Annotated in this window: 9 protein-coding genes; 2 read left to right on the top strand and 7 right to left on the bottom strand. The window is 62.4% G+C overall.

What is annotated here, in order from left to right:
* Positions 1–106: 106 nt before the first annotated feature.
* The 7 genes from ACIQ3Q_RS03915 to ACIQ3Q_RS03885 all read right to left on the bottom strand — a co-directional run bounded on the left by ACIQ3Q_RS03915 (position 107) and on the right by ACIQ3Q_RS03885 (position 5,768).
* Positions 107–2,041 carry an Ig-like domain-containing protein gene (locus ACIQ3Q_RS03915; RefSeq protein WP_396267669.1) on the bottom strand — a complete coding sequence of 645 codons (1,935 nt, stop codon included), beginning with the start codon at positions 2,039–2,041 and terminating at the stop codon, positions 107–109.
* A gap of 33 nt (positions 2,042–2,074) precedes the next feature.
* Positions 2,075–2,482 (bottom strand): hypothetical protein, encoded by a 408-nt coding sequence (locus ACIQ3Q_RS03910; RefSeq protein WP_396267667.1) that lies wholly within the window; start codon positions 2,480–2,482, stop codon positions 2,075–2,077.
* Complete coding sequence (locus tag ACIQ3Q_RS03905; protein WP_396267666.1) at positions 2,472–3,239, bottom strand: alpha/beta hydrolase; 768 nt, start codon at positions 3,237–3,239, stop codon at positions 2,472–2,474. Before ACIQ3Q_RS03905 ends, ACIQ3Q_RS03910 begins: the two co-directional genes overlap by 11 nt.
* Entirely contained in the window at positions 3,233–3,631 is a 399-nt protein-coding gene (locus tag ACIQ3Q_RS03900) for a hypothetical protein (protein WP_396267665.1), read from the bottom strand. The genes ACIQ3Q_RS03905 and ACIQ3Q_RS03900 overlap by 7 nt, the downstream gene beginning before the upstream one ends.
* A complete protein-coding gene (locus tag ACIQ3Q_RS03895) occupies positions 3,628–4,188 on the bottom strand; it encodes a hypothetical protein (protein WP_396267664.1) in 561 nt (186 codons plus the stop codon). The genes ACIQ3Q_RS03900 and ACIQ3Q_RS03895 overlap by 4 nt, the downstream gene beginning before the upstream one ends.
* A 36-nt stretch (positions 4,189–4,224) precedes the next feature.
* Positions 4,225–5,175, bottom strand: coding sequence for a cation diffusion facilitator family transporter (locus ACIQ3Q_RS03890; protein WP_396267663.1), 951 nt, complete (start codon positions 5,173–5,175; stop codon positions 4,225–4,227).
* Between the two features lie 68 nt (positions 5,176–5,243).
* Positions 5,244–5,768, bottom strand: a complete 525-nt coding sequence (locus ACIQ3Q_RS03885) for an isochorismatase family protein (protein ID WP_396267662.1) — start codon at positions 5,766–5,768, stop codon at positions 5,244–5,246.
* A gap of 280 nt (positions 5,769–6,048) precedes the next feature.
* Between ACIQ3Q_RS03885 and ACIQ3Q_RS03880 the strand changes: the two genes are divergently transcribed.
* Positions 6,049–7,023 carry a helix-turn-helix domain-containing protein gene (locus ACIQ3Q_RS03880; protein ID WP_396267661.1) on the top strand — a complete coding sequence of 325 codons (975 nt, stop codon included), beginning with the start codon at positions 6,049–6,051 and terminating at the stop codon, positions 7,021–7,023.
* Between the two features lie 283 nt (positions 7,024–7,306).
* Positions 7,307–8,710, top strand: coding sequence for a hypothetical protein (locus ACIQ3Q_RS03875; protein WP_396267660.1), 1,404 nt, complete (start codon positions 7,307–7,309; stop codon positions 8,708–8,710).
* Positions 8,711–8,726: the final 16 nt, after the last annotated feature.

Here is an 8,726-nt window from a genome sequence, read left to right as displayed (position 1 = left end):
TGCATATTGGCAACGCCCTGGCAGAACACCTGCCAGGTGCATTGGTGTAGCTCGGCAGGCCCATGGCCTGCAACCTACGATCGCGCTGGAGATGGGCCGCCCGAATCTACGAAGCCATCTTGTCTAGCGGCGTCTGGGCGATGTAGTCCCCAGCGTTGAGCAAGGCGATGTCGGGCAAGCCGTCGGCGTTGGCATCGGCCACGGCAAAGTCATGCACGCCGGCAGCGACAGCCACTTGCGCGCGCAATTGCCATTCACCGTTGGGTGTGATGTGCCACTGCTGCACACCGGTGCCGCTGGTCGACGAGGTGTAGATCAGCGGCGCCCCCGACCCGTCTTTGTCCGCCACCTGCAACAGTCGCAGTGCTGGAGCGGTGGCGTGCATCAAGCGGCTGAAGCTGCCATCGACACCCTGGATCAACACAGACGCCGCGCAGTTGCCCAGAACCACCAGGTCTTGCCGACCGTCAAGGTTGATGTCCATGCCATGCACGGAGGCCGCCTCGCAGTCACTCAGCGCCGTCGACTCAGCCACCACGCGGGGGGCACTCCAGGTGGTGGCTGACTGCTGGGTCCTGACTTGCAGCTGCTGAGGCTGCGTTGGCAAGGGCTTGGTCAGCGCCAGCACATCGAGCCGACCATCGCCGCCAAATTGACCCGCCACAGACGACAGCACGCTGGCCTCGGGCCACAAGGTCTGCGGCGCCTGAAAGGCCTCTTGGTTGGTGCTGAAGGTCAAAGCGGGAATCTCGGTCGAATTGCCGACGGCGTCTTGAATGAGGCCACCGATCATGAAGAGCGTTTGCGCGGCGGGCCACTGGCCGCCCTCGGGCTCCAGCGTGATGACAGGACCGTCGTACTTCACATTGACGTTCACCCCGTTCACATCCCGTCCAAAAATGCGAAACACCTCTTGGTGATAGTCCCTGAAGGGCACGGGCTCTGAAAAGGTCAGCACGATGGGCTGGTTCAGCGCCACATCCATCGCGCCTTGGGTGGGTGTGGTGGACAGCAGCGTAGGCGCCATGCCGTCGACCTGAAAGGACCAACTGACCGCCTTGCCCAAAGGGTTGCCCATCGCGTCCGTGAGGCTGGCAGGGATGGTGGCCGTGTAGGTCGAGTCTCCCCAGGGAGCTGAAGCCACAAATTCAAGCCCATAACCGTCCCATGAAAAGCGCCCTGGCAACACCTGCCCCTGCGCGTCCACGACCTTAAGGTTCGGGCTCTTCAAGGTCCTGGGGTCGGGCATTTCGGAGAGCCCGATCGCCACCCTCAAGCTGCTGGGGGATTGCCGGCCGGGCTCCGGCAAGGTGTAGCTGCTGGTCGGCGGCTGGGTGTCCGTGGAGACGCCGTTCACGCGCCAGGCACTGAGCGCTTGATAGGTCTGCGAAGGGCCAAGGCGGTGCACCAGACCCACGCCAGCGCCCCAGGTTTCAAAGAACTGATCCCGCGTCGTCACCTGCTGCCCACTGCTGCTGCCCGTGATGACGGTGGTGATCGTCTGGTGCAGACTCACACAAGAACCACATGTAAACGGTGACACAAAGGACGCGTAGTCGAAGTTCGTCACCTCGACCACCGAGGTAATGCGTGCACTGTCCAAGCGCCCATCGCCGTCTATGTCTTGGCTGGACACCATCGTTTTGTCGAACTGCAGGAACTGCTCGCCTTGGCGCAGGCCATACTTGATACGGGGATAGCGGCCAATCGCCTGGGCCATGGCCGAGGCACCTTCGGCGGGGGCCTCATACAAACCGTCGGCTTGCGGAATCAGGTGGTAGCGGGCCACCACATCGCCTTGGCTATCCACCTCCGTCAGGCTAAATCCGGGCCTCCCCTCCACCGTGACTGCAGCCTCGACATCCACCCACCGATACCACTTCTCGGTGCTGAAAAGCCAGCGGTCTCCCTGGTGCAGCGCCACGTACTGAGGGCCGGTGGTTTTCTCTGGGGGCGTGGTGTTGGGCGTGTCGGTCGCGCCCCCGCCGCAGCCGGTCAGGCCCCAGGCCAGCACGGCAAGTATCGACAGCAAAACTTTCATGGTTCTCATGGTGATAGGCCGCCGCGCTGGCGCTCAAACGCTGCCCGCTAAGCAGCGGATGAAGGCCGAAACAGGCTGGCCAGATTGGAACAGGATCCAGCCCAGCAAAGCGGTCTCCAACACCAGCACGCCCGCCAACACCGGACCCCAGCGCAACCAAGCAGAGGGCTCGACGCTGGTCACCAAAGGGATGGGGAGGCTGGGCACACCTGCACTCACGGGAATGCTGCCCGGACTCAGCTCCGACAAAGTGGTCGCGCTGGCGCGAGACCTCTTGGGCAGAGGCTCGCCACCTGCTTTCAGGCGCGCCAACTCTTCGCGGCACTCGTCGCACTCGGCCAGGTGCGCTTGCGCATGCTTGTCCACCTTGGGCGACACCTCGCCTTTAGCGATCTTGGGCAAGGCCGCAAAACATTTGGCATGAGCCTTGTCAAAGTCCATCGGTGGCTCCTAACAGCGCTGCATAACGAGGATGCAGGCCAATGGTGTTGTGATCGGTCCCGGGCAGCTCGACACCACGGGCCAAGCCCGGCCTAAAGGCCTGCAGCAGGGCTTGCGCACGCGCCTTGGGCACCACCGCATCATGCTCCGCCACCAAGATCAGCGTAGGCACGCTGACGCGCGGGGCATGGACGGCAGCGTTGAGTTTGTCCTTGATGAGCCAGCGGGCCGGCAGCCACGGATAGTGGCCTTGCGCGACATTGGCCATGCTGTCATAGGGCGTCACCAGTACCAGCCGCTCCAGCGTGGCTTGCACAGCCAGGGCGGCAGCCACCTGCACCGCCACGCCTGAGCCGAGGCTGCGCCCCACCAGCGTCAGGCGGCTGTGCACACCCAGCACTTGCTGGGCCAGCGCCAGCGCGTCGGCCACCAAGGCGGGCTCGGTGGGCTGGCCTTGGCTCTGCCCATACCCCCGGTACTGCAAGGCATAAAGGGCATGCGCCGGAAAGGCCTGGGCCAGCGAGGGCAAGGTCTGCGAGACATCTTCTGCATTGCCCCCCAGATACACCACGGCGTCGCGATGATGAGCGCCATGCACAGCGGCATGCACCGCCACCTCAGCCCCTTGGACAAGCACGGTAGGCACGGCCGCGCCTTGGGGCTGTGGGTGATAGAGCAGCGAGCGCTGGAAAGCCCACACCGCAGCGGCGACCAGCAGATAGACACAACAGGCCAGCGCTAGGAGCTTCATCAACATGCGTAAGACGGGCAAAAGCGCAAGGGTTCGGTGCCGATCAACCGCCAATCGGTGCCCGTGATACTGATCTGGCTGCCGTTGGCAAACTCTAAGGCCAGGGTGCCCTCCGCCACGCCCGCCCAGGGCCGGGCCCAGCCTGTGAGGCGCTCGCTGCCGGTGTGCAGCACGCCGCTGCGCAAGCGGCCCAGGCCGTCGCCCAGCACGGCCATGCCTTGGGCATGAGCTTGATCGACCACCAAGGTCAGGCCCAGCAAAGACCCGGCGACCGGTGCTTGGGCCAATTCATGGGCCTGCGCGGTGGTCGCGGAGAACACCACCTGCAAGGCAGCGCCTCGGGGCTCGATGCGGGCGACTTCGCTGTCGGCCAAACTGATCACGAAGGAATGGCTCATGGTGCAGAGGCCGCCGATGCGGCTTGTAGAGGCGCGGTGGGCCAGGCGGCGACCACCAGATCATCGAGGGGCAGAGCGCGGCCTGCGGCCTGGGCCACGGCCTTCCACTCGGGTGGCGCTGGGGCGCGGCGCTGGGGCTCAGGCGCACCGCCCCAACCCAGCTTGAGCGCCACCACCACCGGCCCTCGGCGCACCACAAAGGGCGGCAGCGCGGCCACGGCCGCAGTCAACGCTTGCTGTTGGGCCGCGGGCAAGGGCTGCTGCCAATCCCACCACACCCGAGCCTCGGGTCCGGGCCGCACCACCAGCACCACAAAACCGGCATTGGGAGCCCAACCGGGCTGGGCGGTGACGCTTGCCACCGCCGCCTCCACCGCCTTGAGGTAAGTGGCCATGGCATCAATGCTTTGCACCCGCTCTTGCATTTGCGCATCCGGCAAGAGCAGCACCACGCCAAAGCGCTGCAAGGCTGGCGCGGGCGTGTTCGATTGGGCCAGCAGGCCCCTTGGAGCTGCCAAAACGCAGCCACACAGCAGCAGAAGAGTCAGAAAACGCATAGGGCAAATGCAGCCGGAGAGGCCACCATTGTTGCGCTACACCGTGGCTGAGGTTTCGTGATCCCCATCATGTTTCTGCCACGGGTCCAGGTGGGTCATGAGGTTGAGCACGCGGTGGCGCTGCATCACGCGGTGGCGGGCTTCGACGGCAATGTCGTGGCCGGCTTCGATGGTCAGCTCAGCGTCCACTTCCAGGTGCGCATCCACCACGATCATGTCGCCCATCTTGCGGGTGTGCAGGTCGTGCACACCGCGCACGCCGGGTGTCTCCAGCAGGGTGGCGCGGATGGCCGCGACCTCTTCGTCATCGGCGGCGCGGTCCATCAAATCGTGCAGGGCGTCCCAGCCAAACTGCCAGCCCATCTTGCTGACCATGAAGCCCACAATCAAGGCGGCCACCGGGTCGAGAATGGGATAGCCCGCCAAGTTGCCGATGATGCCCAAACCGACCACCAATGAAGACGCAGCGTCTGAGCGTGCATGCCAGGCATTGGCCACCAGCATGCTGGAGCGCACCCGCTTGGCCACCGCCAGCATGTAGCGAAACAGCAGCTCTTTGGCCACCAGCGCGCCGCCGGCCACCCACAGGGCGGCGATGTGCACCGGCTGCACAGACTCAGGCGTCTGCAACTTTTGTGCGGCCGACCACAACATGCCCACGCCCACGGCCAGCAGCAAGCCGCCCAGGGCCAGCGAAGCCGCTGTCTCAAAGCGGTGATGCCCGTAGGGGTGGTCCTCGTCGGCATCTTTCTTGGCATGGTGGCCGGCAAACAGCACCACAAAATCAGACACCAAGTCAGACAGGGAGTGAATGCCATCCGCCACCAAGGCCTGCGACTTGGTCATCACGCCCGCCGTGATCTGCACGGCAGTGAGCACGATATTGACCACCACACTGACCCAGGTGCTGCGCGAGGCCGCCGCCGCTCGCTCAGCGGGGCTGTGTTCGTCGTCTTCGGGCTCGTCGAAAGGCGGGGTGATGTTCATGGCAGGGTCTCAAAGCAAAGTCGCAAACGCTATTAGACCCTTTGGCGATGAAGCCTGGCTGAGCAGGCTCAGGCCAAAGCTTCTGCCACCGTGGCCAAGCGCACGCGGGTCGACAAGGCATGCAGCGCAATCGCGTGCAGCATCTCGCTGACGGTGGTGCTGGCGTCACTCAAAACCGTGACTTTGGCGTAGGCCTCAGCCTGCTTGCTGATAGCGGTGTGGGTGACGCAGTTCTGGGTCATCATGCCGCAGACCATCAGTTCATCCACACCCAGGCCATCCAGCGTGGCCTTCAGCGTGGTGCGCTCAAAGCTGTCGGCAAAGTGCTTGATGACCACCGGCGCGTCGGGCGCGGCCGCCAGCACGCGGGGGTGGATCTGCACCCCTTCGGTGCCCGCATTGAAAAAGGGCGACAAGCCCGCTGCAGGGTCCGCCACATGCTGCACATGCACCACGGGCACGCCACGGGCACGGGCGGCGGCCATGGCCGCCTCGACCTGGGCCAGCGTGGCCTCGGTATTGGCCAACGCAAAGGCGCCGCCAGGGAAATAGTCGTTTTGCAGATCGATCACGATCAAGGCGGGACGGCTCATCAGAATCTCCAAAGGGGGTTGCGATGGGCACATTGTTGGGCTCAGGCGCATGATGAACCAGTGGCCTGAAGCGTCACCTTGGTTAAGATTGGGCCAATTCACTGCGCTCGCCTAGGAGCCTGTCGGGCTTGGGGTGTCGATAGCGAAAATCGGCCCCAGCGAGACCAGTTCTTGCCGAATTCGCAGGCGCATAGCCCAGCTATGGGGCAAGAAGGCGGTGAGAAATGGGCCGCTGCGGCCGATTTGCAGCCGACACTCCCCAAGTCCGACAGGCTCCTAGATGCCCCGCAAGACCGCCCCCTGCCGCGTTGCCGTGGTCGCCTTTGACCGCATCAGCCCCTTTCACCTCTCGGTGCCCTGCGTGGTGTTTGGCGAGGCCATGCCCGAGCCCGGCCACTTCAGCGTGCAGGTCTGCAGCGCCGACCCTCAACCCCTGCGCAGCACCGCCGGTTTCGACATCTCAGGCCTAGCCAGCCTGCGCGCCTTGCAAACGGCCGACGCCATCATCATCCCCAGTTGGCGCGACGTGCACGAAGCACCGCCTGCCGCCCTGCTGCGGGCGCTGCGCAGCGCCCATGCGCGCGGCGCCCACATCGTCGGCCTGTGCTTAGGCGCTTATGTGCTGGCCGCTGCGGGCCTGCTGAACGGCCTGCGCGCCACCACCCACTGGAGCGCCGCCGCCGATTTTGCAACGCGCTTTCCGGCCATTGACCTGGACCCCGACGTGCTCTACGTGCAGCAAGGCCGCCTGCTGACCTCGGCCGGCACCGCCGCCGGTATCGACTGCTGCCTGCACCTGCTGCGCGAGCGCTTAGGCGCCGAGATGGCCAACCGCGTGGCCCGCCGCCTGGTGGTGCCACCACACCGCCAAGGCGGCCAGGCCCAGTTCATTGAACAGCCGCTGCCCCAGACCGCCAGCGGCCACCGCCTCGCCGCCCTGATCGACCATGTCCGCGCGCATCTGGATGAGCCCCACAGCCTCGACAGCTTGGCCCAGCACGCCGCCATGAGCCGCCGCAGCCTGACCCGCCACTTCAAAGCCCTGACCGGCACCAGCGTGCTCGACTGGCTGCTGGCCGAGCGCCTAAGCCTGGCCCAGCGCCTGCTGGAGCAAACCCAACAACCCATCGAACACATCGCCACCTTAGCTGGCTTTGGCACGGCGCTGTCGCTGCGCCAGCATTTCAGGCAGCGGTTTGGGGTGACGCCGAGGGAGTGGCGGGTGGGGTTTCAGGTTCAGTGCAGTGATCTGTGATCTGTAGAGGTGGTCTCTTCCGCGTTGAGTGAACTGCTAGTCGCAGACCTTTATCTGCACGCTCCAAATCACAACGCTGATGAATCAACACCAAGCCAGAAAGCATGCCGACTTGCCGATCAAGCCTGATCTCGAAACAAAATCCGCTCTGATTTCCCGGCCCAATAGCTTGGTCATAATGAACAGAATGAGTATCAGAACGGACAGCCCCCTTTCAACCACCATTCACAAGCGCACAGCTTTCGTACTTGTAGCTGTGTAGCTTGACAGGAGCAGCGATCAAATGGGACAAGTCAACTACAAGATTCCGCGCGTTACTGATGCGCAGATCCATCGATCTCTTCAGAAGTTGTCTGAGGACTTCGGTCAACTACAGGTTGGTTTTTCCGTCGGAGACAAGTCGCTTGGACAAATAGTCTATCCAGAGGCAAATGACCCAAAGCTTGCGGCTGCTTTGGCGCAAAACAGCGAACTGATCTCGTACTTTGCTTTTGCCTTACAAGGCGTGACAGTCTCGTACCACAGGGGTGGTTCCCAAGGAAGCCAATGGGAGAAGTCCCATGTTTTCGATGATCTAGCAATGGATCTCACGGGTATTGACGAATTCCAATTGAAGGTCATGGCTCGCACGCTTGAGTTGTTCAGGCCTGTACAACTGCCCCCTCCATCAGATTCAACTTCTTTGCTTGAGGCGCAGAGAGCATTGCAGGAGTCCTCCTTCTCACGCTTGCAACTGCAACTTGAAAAGGTTTTCGAGCAAACCATTGAGCTCAGGGGTCAACTTGATGAACAAGTGCGCCACAAGGAAGCCGCCCTTGAGCAAAATTTTCAACAACGGGAAGTCGAAGCTACAGAACGAATTCAGCGACAGATAGAGGAGCTTTCAAAGCAAGAGCAGGCTCTAGAAGAACGACGAAAGTCTCTCGATGAGAGCGACAATACGTTCGCCAGGCGTCAGATCCGCGATCGGATGCTTAGCGATGTAGCAGCTCGGGTACAGAATTTTGGCCTTTCGGCGTCTACCGTGGCGACAAGAAAGCCTGTTGCTGCAGGCATGCTCGTGCTGTGCGCCTTGCTGACGACTTTGCTTTCGATGACTTTGCTCGAGTTGGATTCGACCTCCAGCCACAAGATCCAGGTTACGTCTAGAGAAACCACCGCTGAGTCTGCTAAGAGCAGTCCTGCGGCAAGCTCCTCCGCATCTGCGACAACCCCACGCCCGCAAGTCATGTCGAATAACTCCGCGAGTGGGGCGGAAAGCGCTGGCATCGATCGAATCATGCTTTGGATTCGATTCGCTTTGCTCTCTACTGGCTTGGCTGCTTCAATTCTCTATTACATCCGATGGCAAAACCAATGGGCAACTTCATTCGCAGCAACGGAGCAGTCCCTTCAGCAGTTCCACATTGACGTCAATAGGGCAAATTGGGTCGTTGAGACATGCCTTGAATGGAGAAAAGAAACTGATTCAGACATCCCTACGCCATTGATTGAGAGCTTGACCCGGGGCCTCTTTGTCGGACGGGAAACGACACCTCCGGTGCTCCACCCGGCCGATGAACTGGCCTCAGCCTTGATGGGAAGCGCTTCGCATCTATCCCTTGATATCAATGGGAATAAGCTGGATATCAAGAACCCAGGAAAGATTCCAAAGACCATGCCGTCGGGCGGAAGCGGTTCAACCTAAGGCGCGAGCCTCGCGT

It is taken from the genome of Ideonella sp., from assembly GCF_044358605.1.
In the GTDB taxonomy this organism is placed as follows: Bacteria; Pseudomonadota; Gammaproteobacteria; order Burkholderiales; family Burkholderiaceae_C; genus Ideonella.
This window is presented reverse-complemented; position numbering and strand designations above follow the sequence as displayed.